This is a genomic window from Paenibacillus sp. FSL R7-0273, assembly GCF_000758625.1.
Taxonomy (GTDB): domain Bacteria; phylum Bacillota; class Bacilli; order Paenibacillales; family Paenibacillaceae; genus Paenibacillus_AQ.
On sequence record NZ_CP009283.1, the window covers coordinates 4,961,328 to 4,974,739 of the forward strand.

At 52.9% G+C, this 13,412-nt stretch carries 14 protein-coding genes; 8 read left to right on the top strand and 6 right to left on the bottom strand.

Annotation, left to right across the window (positions count from 1 at the left end):
• Positions 1 to 19: 19 nt before the first annotated feature.
• From R70723_RS21490 to R70723_RS21510, 5 genes are read left to right on the top strand one after another with little or no spacing between them, the layout of a single operon-like run.
• Positions 20 to 796, top strand: coding sequence for an ABC transporter ATP-binding protein (locus tag R70723_RS21490; RefSeq protein WP_039875238.1), 777 nt, complete (start codon positions 20 to 22; stop codon positions 794 to 796).
• A gap of 57 nt (positions 797 to 853) precedes the next feature.
• On the top strand, positions 854 to 1,864 hold the full coding sequence (locus tag R70723_RS21495; RefSeq protein ID WP_039875239.1) for an aliphatic sulfonate ABC transporter substrate-binding protein: 1,011 nt from the start codon (positions 854 to 856) through the stop codon (positions 1,862 to 1,864).
• 45 nt (positions 1,865 to 1,909) lie between these two features.
• On the top strand, positions 1,910 to 2,761 hold the full coding sequence (locus tag R70723_RS21500) for an ABC transporter permease (protein WP_039875240.1): 852 nt from the start codon (positions 1,910 to 1,912) through the stop codon (positions 2,759 to 2,761).
• Positions 2,758 to 3,570: an ABC transporter permease gene (locus tag R70723_RS21505; protein ID WP_039875241.1), complete on the top strand. Its 813-nt coding sequence runs from the start codon at positions 2,758 to 2,760 to the stop codon at positions 3,568 to 3,570. Before R70723_RS21500 ends, R70723_RS21505 begins: the two co-directional genes overlap by 4 nt.
• Before the next feature lie 41 nt (positions 3,571 to 3,611).
• Positions 3,612 to 4,955 (top strand): LLM class flavin-dependent oxidoreductase, encoded by a 1,344-nt coding sequence (locus R70723_RS21510; RefSeq protein WP_039875243.1) that lies wholly within the window; start codon positions 3,612 to 3,614, stop codon positions 4,953 to 4,955.
• Positions 4,956 to 5,019: 64 nt separating this feature from the next.
• Here R70723_RS21510 and efp read toward each other — a convergent pair whose 3' ends face one another.
• From efp to R70723_RS21525, 3 genes are all read right to left on the bottom strand, one after another.
• Positions 5,020 to 5,577: an elongation factor P gene (gene efp, locus R70723_RS21515; protein WP_039875245.1), complete on the bottom strand. Its 558-nt coding sequence runs from the start codon at positions 5,575 to 5,577 to the stop codon at positions 5,020 to 5,022.
• A gap of 47 nt (positions 5,578 to 5,624) precedes the next feature.
• The gene (locus R70723_RS21520; RefSeq protein WP_039875246.1) at positions 5,625 to 6,695 is read right to left on the bottom strand and encodes a M24 family metallopeptidase; all 1,071 of its coding nucleotides are present in this window, start codon (positions 6,693 to 6,695) and stop codon (positions 5,625 to 5,627) included.
• Positions 6,696 to 6,769: 74 nt separating this feature from the next.
• The gene (locus tag R70723_RS21525) at positions 6,770 to 7,261 is read right to left on the bottom strand and encodes a YqhR family membrane protein (protein WP_039875247.1); all 492 of its coding nucleotides are present in this window, start codon (positions 7,259 to 7,261) and stop codon (positions 6,770 to 6,772) included.
• A 207-nt stretch (positions 7,262 to 7,468) separates the two neighbouring features.
• Between R70723_RS21525 and R70723_RS21530 the strand changes: the two genes are divergently transcribed.
• Positions 7,469 to 8,422, top strand: coding sequence for a DUF1385 domain-containing protein (locus R70723_RS21530; protein ID WP_144027178.1), 954 nt, complete (start codon positions 7,469 to 7,471; stop codon positions 8,420 to 8,422).
• Positions 8,423 to 8,429: 7 nt separating this feature from the next.
• A complete protein-coding gene (locus tag R70723_RS21535; RefSeq protein WP_039875250.1) occupies positions 8,430 to 8,777 on the top strand; it encodes a hypothetical protein in 348 nt (115 codons plus the stop codon).
• Positions 8,778 to 8,853: 76 nt separating this feature from the next.
• Here the strand turns inward: R70723_RS21535 and R70723_RS21540 are convergent, their stop codons facing one another.
• The 3 genes from R70723_RS21540 to mntR form a co-directional block, all read right to left on the bottom strand.
• Complete coding sequence (locus R70723_RS21540; protein WP_039875251.1) at positions 8,854 to 9,795, bottom strand: patatin-like phospholipase family protein; 942 nt, start codon at positions 9,793 to 9,795, stop codon at positions 8,854 to 8,856.
• 65 nt (positions 9,796 to 9,860) lie between these two features.
• The gene (locus tag R70723_RS21545) at positions 9,861 to 11,504 is read right to left on the bottom strand and encodes a family 10 glycosylhydrolase (protein WP_039875252.1); all 1,644 of its coding nucleotides are present in this window, start codon (positions 11,502 to 11,504) and stop codon (positions 9,861 to 9,863) included.
• A gap of 200 nt (positions 11,505 to 11,704) precedes the next feature.
• Positions 11,705 to 12,130 carry a transcriptional regulator MntR gene (mntR, locus tag R70723_RS21550; RefSeq protein ID WP_039875255.1) on the bottom strand — a complete coding sequence of 142 codons (426 nt, stop codon included), beginning with the start codon at positions 12,128 to 12,130 and terminating at the stop codon, positions 11,705 to 11,707.
• 189 nt (positions 12,131 to 12,319) lie between these two features.
• Between mntR and splB the strand changes: the two genes are divergently transcribed.
• Positions 12,320 to 13,396 (top strand): spore photoproduct lyase, encoded by a 1,077-nt coding sequence (splB, locus tag R70723_RS21555; protein WP_047171190.1) that lies wholly within the window; start codon positions 12,320 to 12,322, stop codon positions 13,394 to 13,396.
• Positions 13,397 to 13,412 lie beyond the last annotated feature (16 nt).

The window sequence follows — 13,412 nt, forward strand, 5'->3', positions numbered from 1 at the left end:
TGCGGAAGGAATGACTAACATGGCCTCAGAGCTGCTTGTTATCGAAGGACTGGGCAAAACCTTTTCCGCTCCCGCGGGTGATGTGATTGCCTTGAACAACATCCGGCTGAAGGTCCGGAAAGGCGAATTCGTGACGATTATCGGCCCCAGCGGCTGCGGTAAAAGCACCTTGCTCAAGATTGTCGCCGGACTGGACACCCGGTACACCGGAACAGTTCTGCTGAACGATAAGCCGATCGAAGGCCCAAGCATTGAGAAGGGCTTTATCTTTCAGGAGCCGCGGCTGTTCCCCTGGCTGACGGTGGAGAAGAATATCGCTGCTAATCTGTCGCTGAAAAATCCCCGGGTGCGTCAAAGAGTCAATGAGCTGATTGAGCTAGTACGGCTGCAGGGCTTCGAAAAGTCCTATCCCCGGGAGCTGTCCGGCGGGATGGCACAGCGTGTCTCCATTGCCAGGGCCCTGCTGCGGAATCCCGATGTACTGCTGCTGGATGAGCCGTTTGGTGCACTGGATGCTTTTACCCGGACCCATATGCAGGAGGTTCTGCTCGACATCTGGCAGCGCAACGGAACGACCATGCTGTTTGTAACCCATGACCTGGATGAAGCCGTGTTCCTCGGAGAACGGGTTGTGATTATGAATCCCCGTCCGGGGCATATCCGCAGCGTGCTGCCGGTCGATCTTCCTTTTCCCCGCAAAAGATCAGGTACGGCCTTCCAGGAGATGCGCAGACTGGTGCTGAACGAATTTGAAAAGGTGGAAGAACCGCTCTACGACGTAGGCGGGGGGATATAGCAGGCAGTCTCCAATCCTCTTATTACAAGCTACATATCTAAAGGAGAGATAAAAACTATGAAAAAATCATCATTCATCCTTACTGCGCTGCTCGCTTTGTCCATACTGATTGTCGGCTGCGCCAATAACACCTCGGATGCAACCAGCCAGGAAGCCGCCTCCAGCGAAGGGGTTACGGTTAAGATAGGCATTCAGGGCAGCGGCGGATTGTTCGGCAAAGCCCGTGAGGAGAAGTGGTTTGAGCAGGAGTTTGAGAAGCTGGGGGCAACTGTGGAATGGATTGAATTCCAGAGCGGCCCTCCAATGACAGAAGCCATCGCTTCCAACAAGCTCGATATCGCAAGTCTGGGCAACATGCCGATCATTGCAGCGCAGGCAGCTAATATTCCATTTAAAATCATCTCCCAGGCGCTGGACGGTAAAAATAACGTGGCTGTAATTGTGCCTGCCGGCAGCACCGCGGCCTCACTTGCGGATTTGAAAGGCAAGAAGATTGCAGTGACCAAGGGAAGCAATGCCTACAACTTCCTGTACCGCGGCTTTAATGAAGCAGGGCTGCCAGACAGTGATTTCGAAATCATCCAGCTGCAGCCTGATGAAACGCAATCGGCCTTTGAGAACGGCGGCGTCGATGCCTGGGCCACCTGGGATCCGTATATCACCTTGAATACGCTGACCGGCAAAGGCAAAGTGCTCACAGACGGCGAGCAGCTCGGTGTACTCTCCCCTTCCTTTACCATTGCGCGCACAGCTTTTGCCGAGCAGCATCCCGAGCTTGTTACGCTTTATCTCAAGGCCGTCAACAAAACGCTGAAATGGGAAACCGATAACGAAGATGAGGCACTAGAAAGATATGCAGCGGAACGCAGTATTCCGGTTGAGGTGGTTAAAGGGATTTTTGAGCGCTCCCGGATTATCAATATCCCTGTAAGTGAGGACATTGTCGCTGAAATGCAGACAACTGCAGACTTCCAGTACAAAATTGAAAATATCAGAAGCGAGATTGAAGTCAAAAAAATCACGGATAACCAGTACATCGAGGCTGCTCTTAAGGAGCCGCTGGAATAACAGCTCTTCATTCATCAGATCATCAGAGAAAAGAGGCGTTCCATCATGCAAGCAAGTGCGGGAAAGGCGCTTGTCCCACCTCTAACCCCCAAAAAGCGCACATTGAAAAGCCGCAGCCTGTCTATTCTGGCTACCAACCTGCTGCTGAGCCTTCTTGTTCCTGTGGCGCTGCTGGTCGCTTGGGAGATTGCCGGGACGCTGGGTTACCTGAACCCCGTCCTGCTCCCGAAGCCCAGCAGCATATGGGCAGAACTGGCTGGTATGACCAGCTCCGGCGAGCTTGCCAGGCATCTGGGCATCTCGGCCTGGAGAGCCCTGCTCGGCTTCCTGATCGGCGGCGGCCTGGGCCTGGCGGCAGGCATTTGGGTAGGATTTTCCTATAAAACTGAACGGCTGCTTGATCCGACCCTGCAGATGCTGCGGACGCTGCCCCATCTGGCGATTGCCCCGCTGTTTATTCTGTGGTTCGGCTTCGGTGAAACCTCCAAGCTGCTGCTGATTGCCAAGGGCTCTTTTTTCCCGCTGTATGTCAATACCTTTCTCGGCATCCGCTCTGTAGACAGCAAGCTGTTTGATGTAGGCAAGGTGCTGCAGTTCAGTAAATGGCAGATGATCACCAGATTGATCCTGCCCGCCTCGCTGCCTAATATCTTTCTGGGTATCCGGCTGTCAGTCGGTGTGGCCTGGCTCGGCCTGGTCGTTGCTGAAATGATGGGCTCCAGCTCAGGGGTGGGTTATCTGATCAATGACGCCAGATCCTTCTCCCTTACTACTGTGGTGTTCGTAGGCATTATCGTATTTGCGGTAGTCGGCAAGCTTTCCGATTTCGTGATCAGGCTGATTGAAGCAAGAATGCTGCGCTGGCAGGACAGCTATAATGGGGAGGGTGCCAAATGAATAAGCAGCTTGCTGGAAGAACCAGCGAACGCCCGGGAGCCGCTCTCAGTCGTATACCGGCAGCTCTCCACGGATGGATTGTACCGGTGGTCATTCTCCTCATCTGGCAGCTGGCCGCCGCCCTGCACCTTGTATCTGCTACCCTGCTGCCTGCACCCTCGCAGATCATCGGGCAAGCCTTCCGCCTCCTGGGCAATGGCGAACTGCTGCAGCATATGGGTATCAGCCTCTACCGTGCAGGTGTGGGCTTTGCGCTTGGCAGCGCGGCCGGATTGCTGCTCGGCCTGTCTACAGGACTCGGCAAGCTGGCTGAGCGTACGCTCGATCCTTCACTCCAGATGCTGCGGATGATTCCTATGCTCTCTCTGGTGCCGCTGTTTATTTTATGGTTCGGTGTAGGCGAGTTTTCGAAGATTCTGATGATTTCGCTCGGGGCATTCTTCCCTGTGTATGTTAATACGTTTCTCGGTATCCGGGGCGTCGAGCTCAAGCTGCTTGAGGTCACCGGGATCTACCAGTTCACCCGATGGCAGCTGCTCAGCAGGGTTGTTATCCCGTCGGCACTGCCCAATATTCTGCTCGGGCTCAGACTTTCCCTGGGTACAGCATGGCTCGTTCTGGTCGTTGCAGAGATGATGGGAGCCAGTGCAGGCGTCGGTTACATGATTCAGGATGCGCGTGCTTACTCGCAGACGGATATTGTTTTTGTCGGAATTGCTATCTTTGCAATAGTCGGCAAGCTTTCGGATTCGGCTGTCCGCCTGCTGGAGAAGCGCTGGCTGCGCTGGCGCGATACGTATAAAGGTTAGGTCTACGGCTATATTCTTCATTTATAGAAAGGGAGATTAATATGAGCGCCAGACAAGGGCAGCTTCATTTAGGGGCTTTCATTTATTTTTCGGGCCATCACCATTACGGCTGGCGGCGACCGGACTCCGGGGCTGAGACGATGTTCGACTATAAATTTTACCGCTCAGTGGCACAGACCGCTGAACGCGGTAAATTCGATATGATGTTCCTCGCGGATCTTCTCTATGTAATGGGGGCCGATCAAGCAGCTGCAGGGATGCTGGACCCCCTGACAGTGCTGTCTGCCCTATCTGCGGATACAGAGAAGCTTGGACTGACAGCGACGGTTTCCACCACCTACAACGAACCGTATAACGTCGCCCGCAAATTTGCTACACTTGACCATATCAGCGGTGGACGGGCCGGCTGGAATATTGTTACCTCCCAGCTGGATACCGAGGCCCGCAATTTCGGCCGTTCAGAGCATCCTGAACACGGGCTGCGCTACAAGATGGCCCAGGAATTCGTGGAAGTGGCTACCCTGCTGTGGGACAGCTGGGGGGATGATTCCCTGATCGTCAACCGTGAAGCGGGAAAATTTGCCGATCCGGCTAAAATTGTAGAAGTGGAATATAAGGGCCAGTGGTATTCCACAAAGGGCACGCTGAATGTACCGCGGCCGCCTCAGGGCTACCCTGTGCTCATTCAGGCCGGCTCTTCCGAGCCGGGCCAGCAGTTCGCCGCCAGCTTCGGCGAGGTGATCTTCACGGCCCAGCAGTCCCTTCAGGAGGCCAAGAAGTTCTATGAGAGCGTTAAATCCAAGCTTGCAGGCGCCGGACGTGAACGGGATAGCATGAAGATTATGCCGGGCCTCTCTCCTATCCTGGGTGCCACTGAAGAAGAAGCTCAGCGCAAATACAACGAGCTGCAGGAGCTGATCCCGCCGGAAGCCGTGGTCAAGCTGCTGTCCGGCATGCTGAATTTTGACCTGAGTCCCTATCCGGTGAACGAACCGCTCCCTGATATTCCGGACCCGGTCCAGGCCAGCAACGGGATGAAGAGCAGGGTAAAGCTGATTATGGATATGGCCCGAAAGGATAACCTGTCCGTCCTGGAGCTGGGCCGCAGGCTGATCGGCGCCAGAGGACATCTGCAGTTCGTCGGAACCTATGAGCAGCTGGCCGACCTGATGCAGCTCTGGTTCGAGGAATATGGCTGTGACGGGTTTAATATCATGCCTCCAGTTCTGCCGGGAGACCTGAATGAATTCGTTGACCATGTCATTCCGGTCCTGCAGGCCCGCGGACTCTTCCGTGAAGAATATACGGGAAATACACTCCGGGAGCACCTCGGCCTCGTCCGGCCGCAGCTCCATCATTTCACAAAGGAGCTGTCCCATAAATAACAATAGCCTCCACCGCTGTTTGCGGTGGAGGCTATTGTTATTGCAGCAGTGAAACGGGCTTGTCCTACGCGCGGGAGATATATTTACCTTCGCGTGTATCAACCAGGAGAACATCGCCTTCATTAATGAACAGCGGAACCTGTACAATATGACCAGTTTCCAGTGTAGCAGCTTTGGTTGCACCCTGCGCAGTGTTACCCTTTACGCCTGGCTCGGTTTCAGTAACCTTCAACTCAACGCTGGTCGGCAGGTTGATCCCCAGAATCTCCCCCTGGTAGCTTACGATGCTAACCGTCATGTTCTCTCTCAGGAAGTTAAGCTCCCATTCAAGCTGCTTAGCGCTCAGCTCGAACTGGTCATATGTTTCATTATCCATAAATACGTGTTCAGCACCGCTTGCATACAGGTACTGTACTTTGCGGTTTTCGATGATGGCGCGGCCAATCGTTTCACCCGCACGGAAGGTACGCTCAACGGTATTGCCGTTGCGCAGGTTCTTCAGCTTGGAGCGGACAAATGCTGCACCCTTACCCGGTTTTACGTGCTGGAAATCAAGAACGGTAAAGATATCGCCTTCAACCTCTACGGTAAGGCCTGTTTTAAAATCATTAACTGAAATCACTAAAAATCCCTCCTGGATCATTTATCAACTTGGTTGATGTTGCAAAATTACAGTACCAGATAATCCTTCGACGAATGTGTCAGCAGCGTAATGCCGCTTTCGGTAATCACGATATCGTCCTCAATCCGTACACCGCCGAGTCCCGACAGATAAATCCCCGGTTCAACAGTAACAACCATACCCGGCTCCAGAGTCTCATCGGCCAGCTTGGACAGCCGCGGCCATTCGTGAACCTCCATACCCAGGCCATGCCCGGTGCTGTGGCCGAAATACTCCCCGTAGCCGTAACGGGTAATGATGTCGCGCGCAAGCGCATCCGCTTCACGGCCAGTCATGCCCGGCTTGATGTTAGCCAGCGTATGCAGCTGTGCTTCAAGCACGATGTCATAGATTTCCTTCAGCTTCGGATCCGGCTTGCCCAGAGCAATTGTACGGGTAACATCCGAGCAGTACCCGTCCAGCAGCGCGCCGAAATCAAAAGTGACGAATTCATTGTTGCCTATCACCTTGCTGCTGGCCACACCGTGCGGCATAGCCGAACGTTCGCCTGAAGCAACAATAGTATCAAACGATGAAGAGGTTGCCCCATGGGTGCGCATGAAGAATTCCATTTCCAGATCCACATCACGCTCCGTCATGCCGGGCTTGATCACATTGAGAATATGGCTGAAGGTGGCATCGGCCAGATCAGCAGCACGCTGCATAACAGCCAGCTCATCCTCATCCTTGAACATCCGCAGATTCTCAACCGCCTTGGAGACCGGTACCAGCTCTGCCGGCTGGAGCGCCGCAGCATAGGCTGTGAAAGCGCTGAAGGTCACATCATCCTGTTCAAAGCCTACACGTACACTTCCGCCTTGCGGCAGCAGCTCACGCACCGTGTCAATGAATTTCGGACCATGCTGTACAACCTTTAACCCGGTTACCTGCTCGGCAGCCTGGGTCATGTAGCGGAAGTCAGTCAGCAGGTAGCTGTCATCGCCGGTGACCAGCACAAACCCTGAAGAGCCGGTGAATCCGCTCAGATAGCGGCGGTTATACCCGCTGGTAATTAACATTGCATCCAATCCCAGGTCCTGCAAAACCTTACGCAGCTTGGAGACGCGCTTATTGCCCATTTTCATTCTCCTCTCGAAATAGCCACATTGTATTTTAACATAGGGTCATGCCCTTGAGAAGTTTTTTCGGGCGTTCAGGCAAGCTTTGTGCGCTGCTCACGTTTTCGTTCATCCGTAAACTCAATTGCTGCTGTGTAGCCGATGAATAATCCCCAGAGCAAAAAGATGCAAAATTCGCTGATGACCGAGTTCCAGGGGAGCCTGAACATGGGCTGCTGCAGGAACAGCCAGGAGCCGGCCAGGAAGATTAACGCCCACCAGATCACACCGTACACCATTCCCGGCCAGGGTCCTTTCAGCTTCCGGAACAGGAGCACATAAATCAGTGCGGCTATTACAGAGAACAGGATATAAAAGAGATACCCGACCAGCTGCCCGGCGGGCTTCATTAAAAAGGCATGCTGAAAAAAAGGCTCAGCCAAAAAGCCCGGTATCACCTTTGTGAAACGAAAAACATAAATCAGCCAGCGGATGCCTCCCCAGATCAATCCGGCAAATATGCCAAGTTCGATTGCGAAAAACCACGGGTTTGTATGACCTGAAGCCTGGTTGCCTGCTTTATTCATTATATTGCCTCGCTTTCACCTGTTAATTGGCAATGCTGCTTCTCCTGTCCATGTATGCTAGTATGCTCAGGAAAAGCCATTCCAACTAGCAATGTAAGCATAAATTAGTTACAATGGTTTATATCAATCATAATATAATGCGGGAAGGTGAATTGGTTGTCCCAGGAAACTCCCAGTTACGGCGGCCAAGCCGTTATCGAAGGCGTCATGTTCGGCGGCAAGCATATCAACGTAACAGCCGTACGGCGGAAGAATCAGGAAATTACATTTTTGGAGGTGCCGAAGAGCGATAAGAGCTGGATCATTAAACTGCGCAAGATTCCGCTGCTTCGCGGCATTGTCAGTATTATAGATTCCAGCGCCAAAGGCTCGAAGCATCTGAATTACTCGGCAGAATCATTCGCTGAGGATGAGACAGAGCCTGAGGAAGCGGCTAAGCAGAAGGATACAGCCAAGGAGAAGAAGAAAGATGAAGGCTGGAGCCTCGGCATGATTTTCGGGGTTGCGGTGATGGGGATTCTGTCCTTCTTGTTCGGCAAGCTGATCTTTACCCTGGTTCCGGTTTTTATAGAAACGTATCTGTTCGAGGGTGTAATTAACAACTATATTCTGCGCAACCTTGTAGAAGGGGTAATCAAGCTGATTCTGCTGCTTGTCTACCTGACTGCAATTTCACAGACTCCGGTTATTAAACGCCTCTTCCAGTATCACGGGGCCGAGCACAAGGTCATCAGCGCCTTTGAAGCCGGAGAAGAATTGACTGTCGCGAACGTTCAGAAATACAGCCGTCTGCATTACCGCTGCGGCAGCAGCTTCATGATGCTGACCATTATCCTCGGCGTCGTGATCTACTCTGTATTCCCTTGGAGCACTCTTACTGAACGCGTCCTTCAGCGAATCATTCTGCTGCCGGTTGTCATCGGTGTGTCGTTTGAGGTTCTGAAGGGAACCAACGCTGTCCGCGATGTTCCGTGGCTTAAGTATTTAGGCTATCCGGGCCTGTGGCTCCAGCTGCTTACCACCAAAGAACCAAAGGATGATATGGTTGAGGTATCGATTGCATCATTTAACCGGATGCGTGAGCTGGACGCAATGATTGAAGCTAAGGGCTATATTGATGAAAGTGTGTCCGGCGGCGTATTGGATCCTGCGAAAGGATGATTGCCCTATGATCAGGCATGCTTTAATTTTTTGGATTTCTGTTTTGCTTGGTGTTTACGGACTGTTCTACGGAATTGTGAATTACGGACCCGGCTGGCTGTTCTGGGAACTGCTTCCGAGCTTCATTCTGGTAGGTCTGCTGTACTTTGCTTACAGGCTGACTATGAAGGACCGGGGTTACGGTCACGGCTCCGGGCGCTCCAGAACCAAGGTTAAGCCGTCCCAGAAAACAATGGCCAAGGTAGCCGGAGTGCGCAAGACCCAGGCTGCCCCCGGCAAACGCAAGACCTATCCGTTTCAGGTAATTGAAGGCAGTAAAGGCAAGAACGACGACCAGCTGCCTAAATATCATTGAAATAACCCAAAAAGCATCCCGGTGCTGCGTAAGCAGTCATGCGGGATGCTTTTTATGTATAACTGCGGAGCTTAAGTCAAATCTTGGGCTTATACGGCCGCCATTCGCGGAAAAACGCTTCACCTGCTTTCATTCCTGCTGCATACAGCTCATCGCTCTCTTCCGCCGTAAGGTGAAACTGTGTCGTCGCAATGCCCAGGGTCGGGATCTTGACCGTCCGCACGAACTTCTCTGTCTCAATGTACCGCTCATCATGTGCAGACAGCATCGTTCCAACCAGCGCCTGCAGCATCGTGAAGGGTCCGGTTATCCGGTGCGGCTGCGGCTCCGTTTTTCCGATCAGCTGGTACCCGACCGTCGGGGTCCGGCGTTCTGGGCTTATGAAGCCATTCTTCTTTTCCTCAAACAGCCATAACGGAAAATTGCTCAGCACCCCTCCGTCTACTACATAAACGAATTGCTCCATGAATGTCCTTCCCTGCGCCGCCGGCCCGTTGAGCCTGAGCATGACCGGATCAAAGAAATACGGAATGCTGCAGCTCATCCTTACAGCCTTGGCAACTTCAAACCTGTCTGGTGTAATCCCGTACTCCGGCAGATCGTCTGGCAGAACAATAATCCGGCCGTTGGTTATATCCGAGGCGATAATCGACAGCTTCCCGCGGGGGAGATCACTGAAGGTGACGATGCCTTTGTTCTGCAATATGGACCTCACCCAGCTCTCCAGTGCTTCCCCGGAATATAGCCCCTTCTTGATCATGACCCGCAGAGCCGGACCGACCAGGGCCGTATTATACAGCATTCCCCGCTTGAGAAAAGAGGTGAATGGGGTCTGCTTGATAATCCGGCTCATCTCCTCGCCGTCATAGCCGGCGGCCAGAAAAGAGGCGATAATTGCGCCTGAGGAGGTTCCGGCCACTCTTTTAAAGACGCCGCCGGCCCGCTCTGTCGCTTCAACCGCTCCGGCCAGCGCAACTCCTTTTACCCCTCCGCCCTCAAAAACTGCATTAATCTCCATATACGGCAATCCCCCGTTCCATAGATCTACTGCTTATCTATGAGCACGGGGGAGCGTTCATGACTTTATGATTTAAAATAAAAGGCCAGCAGGCTTGCGAGCCCGTACGGGTTACGCACGGCAATATCGTTAGCGCGGAACATAATGCTTCCGGCCACTTCCTCATACTTATCGTTGTATTTCAGCTGGTTGATGATCTGCTCACCGCTCTGCCATTCTGCAGTCTGCTTGGTGTCGCCCACCTTATAAGCCGCCTGACCGATGTACAGCTTGACTCCGGTGCCTTTCACCTCATCTACCCACCAGTCCACCAGCTTATCGTAGCGGGCGGCAGAGAACGACAGGCTCCAGTAAATCTGCGGGGCGATATAATCGATCCAGCCGTTCTTGATCCAGGTGCGCGTATCAGCATACATGTCATCATAGGCCGTTACACCTGCTGTTGTATCCGATCCGGTACTGTCTGTTTTTTTGTTGCGCCAGACGCCGAACGGGCTGACTCCATAGGATACCGCCGGCTTGGCTGAATGAATCTCCTGGCCCAGCTGGCGTATAAATTCATTGATATTATTCCGCCGCCAGTCCGCCTTACCGGCAATACCTGCAGCGTTATATGACTTGAAGGCCGCATCGTCGGCAAAGGTTACATTTGAAGGATAGAAATAATCATCCAGATGCACACCGTCGATGTCATAGCCTCTGACAACCTCCATCACCGTATCAATAATATGCTGGCGAGCTTCCGGAATGCCGGGATTGATATACAGCTTGCTGTCCGCCTTAACAATCCAGTCCGGATGGACCTTGGATACATGGTTACCGGCAAGACCGCTTAGTGTGGCTGCAGCTGTATCCGTCGTTGCCCGGAACGGGTTGAACCAGGCATGAATCTGCATTCCGCGCTGGTGTGCGGCGCTTACAATGTACTCCAGCGGATCATAATCCGGAACCTTTCCCTGTGTGCCGGTCAGCACCTTGGACCAGGGAACGGTCTGTGAAGAATACAGGCTGTCCCCTGAGGGCCGCACCTGAACAAAGACAGCATTGAAGCCGGTCGCCTGCAGCTTGTTCAGCAGCGTATCAAACTCCTGCTTCTGCTTCGCCGAATTGCCGGCTGAAGCTGTGGACGGCCAGTCCAGGTTGAATACGGTGGAGATCCAGGCTCCCTTCATCGCCTTCCCTTTGTTACCAGGCAGTGTAGGTGCAGGGACGGAAGGCACAGAAGGTGCTGGCACCGCCGGAACCGCAGGCGTTGACGGACCCGTGATCTCCGCATTGGAATAAAGCGCGATATGCCTGGTCGCCTGATTCCATACCACCTGGAGGCCGAGCTGCTCGCTTACAAAACGCAGCGGCACCATTACCCGGCCTTGCGTAATCTGCACCGATGTATCCAGGCGCACAGACGCTGCATTCACCAATGCCGTCTGTTTACCGCTGGTCAGCTTCAGCACGGTATCCCCTTTGCTGACCGTCGCTGTCTTGCTGCTCTGGCTCCACTCAACCGCTGCACCAAGCCCTTGGCTGATTACACCGGCCGGAACCATCGTTACGCCTGAGGCCGTAATATACGGCGGTACATCGGGGTTCAGCGCCTCCCCGTCCAGCTCAATCGTAATCTGGACCGCAGCCGCACTGACACCCGCGGGCCATACCGGCAGAAGCAGCAGCAGCACCATTACTCCCAAAAGCCATTTTCGGTAATTCATAGTTCCTCCCTGTTGTGAAAATAATAAAAAAACAGCCCTCTCGTCCTTATTCAAGGGAGAAGGCCGTTTCTTGCAAAACGGAGAAATACAAGTAAAAGTATAACAGGCTGCTATACTTTCTCATACTTCATTTAAGGACGTTATCCGTTTTGACGTAAAAAAACTGGAAAGGTTGCGGTATACCCTACAAAAACAGACTTTTATGAATCGCTGACCAGCTCATTGTGAATATCGTATAAGGTCTTCACGCGCTCCTCGTCACGGCGGAAATATTCCACCAGCGTCTCGATCCGCGTAATCGAATCCCAGCTCAAATGATGCTCGATCCCTTCAACATCCTTATAAATATGCTCCTGCTGTACTCCGATCAGGCCAAGGAACTCCTCCAGCAGCTGATGCCGGTCAACAAGTCGTTTTCCTACTTTTTTACCTTTACTCGTCAGGACAAGCCCACGATATTTCTCATAGATGAGATATTCGTCCTTATCCAGTTTTTGGATCATCTTGGTTACAGAGGAGGGGTGTACTTCCAAGCCCTCGGCAATATCCGAAACCCGCGCATAACCCTTCTCGTCGATGAGCTTGTAAATGCGCTCCAAATAATCCTCCATGCTGGGTGTTGGCATTCAAGTTTACCTCTTTTCTATAATGAGCGTGGCACGGGGCCAACCTTGCTCTAACAATGATACATGTTTCTGCCGCCCCTTGGCAAGTCCTACACTCTCCGCTTCTCCCGGTTAACGATGTTTACCATGATTTCTGCGCACCCCAAAACGGCACAATAAAGGCATGCTTCACGGAAGGAGTGTGAGTTCATGACAATCGCCATACCGGAACATCCCCCTGTCAAAAGAAAGCCAAGGCCTACCGGCCTGTTCATTCCCGAGCTTGTTTTTTTTGAGCCGGATGCCCTGAACTACCCCAAAGGGGAGCAGATTATGCAGTGGGTCAAAGCCCAAAACATCCCTTACCGGATGACCACCTCGCATAACCGGATTACGAACCTGCCCGGTGAGGGCGAGCTGGAGCAGTACAAAATCGCCAAACGGACGCTTGTGGTGGGTCTGCGCAAAACGCTCACCTTTGACCAGTCCAAGCCTTCCGCCGATTATGCTATTCCCATTGCCACTGGCTGTATGGGCCACTGCCATTATTGTTACCTGCAGACCACGCTGGGTGCGAAACCCTATATAAGAGTATATGTAAATACAGGAGATATCCTGGACGCCGCCAAAAAATATATCAATGAGCGCGAACCGGAAATCACCACGTTCGAAGCTGCCTGTACCTCCGACCCGCTTGGGCTGGAGCATATCACCGGCTCGCTGGCCGAGCTGATTACGTTCATGGCTGATGAGCCGCTGGGCCGGCTGCGCTTTGTTACCAAGTATCAGCATGTCGATCCGCTGCTTGAGCTTAAGCACAACGGACATACCCGTATCCGCTTCAGCATCAATGCCGACTATGTCATCAAAAACTTCGAGCCCGCCACCGCCCGTTTTGAGGAACGGATTGAGGCTGCCGGAAAGGTAGCGCGTGCCGGTTATCCGCTCGGCTTCATTATTGCACCGATTATCTGGCATGACGGCTGGGAGGAGGGCTATGCGGAGCTGCTGGCCAAGCTGGCAAAAGCGATGCCTCCAGGTTCAGGCAAAGGCCTGACCTTCGAAATGATCCAGCACCGGTTCACCAAGACGGCCAAAACGGTGATTGAGAAGCGATATCCCAAATCCAAGCTGGAAATGGATATCGAGAAGCGCAAGAAAAAATGGGGCCGCTGGGGGCAGAACAAATATGTCTATCCCGATGAACAGCAAACCGCCCTGCGCGAATTCATCACAGAGCGGATTTTTGAGCATTTTCCGGAGGCCGGCATAGATTATTTCACTTAATGGTCCCGTTAACCTG